Genomic DNA, 910 nt, shown 5'->3' with positions numbered 1-910 from the left:
CCACTAGACGGACATGACAAATACTGGAGTAATTAAAATGACCAAGATCGCTCTTACCGCCGCCGCCATCCTCGTTGCCACGGGCACTGCTTTTGCCGGCAGCGACAATTATGGCTCGGCCAACGCCAATCAGCCTGCCGTCGCTGTCGACCATTCGATCACCGCTTCGGTCTCCAAGTCGACGCAGACCGTCCAGGCCCCCGCTTCGCAGGGCGCTGACCGCAACCTCTTCGGCCGCTAATCGCGACTGCCGATATCGACCCAAACTTGAACTCAGGAGTAATTAAAATGACCAAGATCGCTCTTACCGCTGCCGCCATCCTCGTTGCCACGGGCACTGCTTTTGCCGGCAGCGACAATTATGGCTCGGCCAACGCCAATCAGCCTGCCGTCACCGTCGACCAGTCGGCCACTGCTTCGATCTCCAAGTCGACGCAAACCGTCCAGGCCCCCGCTTCGCAGGGCGCTGACCGCAACCTCTTCGGCCGCTAATCGCGACTGCCGATATCGACCCAACATTGAACTCAGGAGTAACTAAAATGACCAAGATCGCACTCACCGCCGCCGCCATCCTCGTTGCCACGGGCACCGCTTTTGCCGGCAGCGACAACTACGGCTCTTACAATGCCAACCAGCCTGTTGCGAACCAGTCCGTGTCCGACATCGACACCACGCACACCGGCTCGATCCCGAAGTCCGTAAAGACGCAGGGTGATGCCAATGCCAACGTGCCGGCTCAGTCGGGTCAGGGCATCTGGGGTCGTTGATTTCTGAAGTCTGCGACCACAAAGAGCGGTGGGCCTTGCCCGCCGCTCTTGTTTTTTATGCATGAGCAGGATTTCGGCCGACGGCATCGGTGTCGGAGCGCCGATCGTAAATCGAACCAGCTGGTTCAATTTATGTTGACGAA

At 58.6% G+C, this 910-nt stretch carries 3 protein-coding genes; all 3 read left to right on the top strand.

What is annotated here, in order from left to right; translation table 11 throughout:
* Positions 1–37 precede the first annotated feature (37 nt).
* Genes ENZ74_RS33115 through ENZ74_RS33105 form a run of 3 tightly spaced genes read left to right on the top strand, consistent with a single transcriptional unit; the run spans position 38 to position 767 of the window.
* The gene (locus ENZ74_RS33115) at positions 38–241 is read left to right on the top strand and encodes a DUF680 domain-containing protein (RefSeq protein ID WP_013532451.1); all 204 of its coding nucleotides are present in this window, start codon (positions 38–40) and stop codon (positions 239–241) included.
* Positions 242–288: 47 nt separating this feature from the next.
* Positions 289–492 carry a DUF680 domain-containing protein gene (locus ENZ74_RS33110; protein WP_013532450.1) on the top strand — a complete coding sequence of 68 codons (204 nt, stop codon included), beginning with the start codon at positions 289–291 and terminating at the stop codon, positions 490–492.
* 47 nt (positions 493–539) lie between these two features.
* Positions 540–767, top strand: coding sequence for a DUF680 domain-containing protein (locus ENZ74_RS33105; protein WP_013532449.1), 228 nt, complete (start codon positions 540–542; stop codon positions 765–767).
* The last annotated feature ends 143 nt before the right edge of the window (positions 768–910 follow it).

It is taken from the genome of Mesorhizobium sp. M7A.F.Ca.CA.002.15.2.1 (assembly GCF_003998715.1).
Taxonomy (GTDB): Bacteria; Pseudomonadota; Alphaproteobacteria; order Rhizobiales; family Rhizobiaceae; genus Mesorhizobium; species Mesorhizobium ciceri.
Note: the sequence above shows the minus strand (reverse complement) of the source record. Positions and strands in the feature narration are given on the sequence as shown.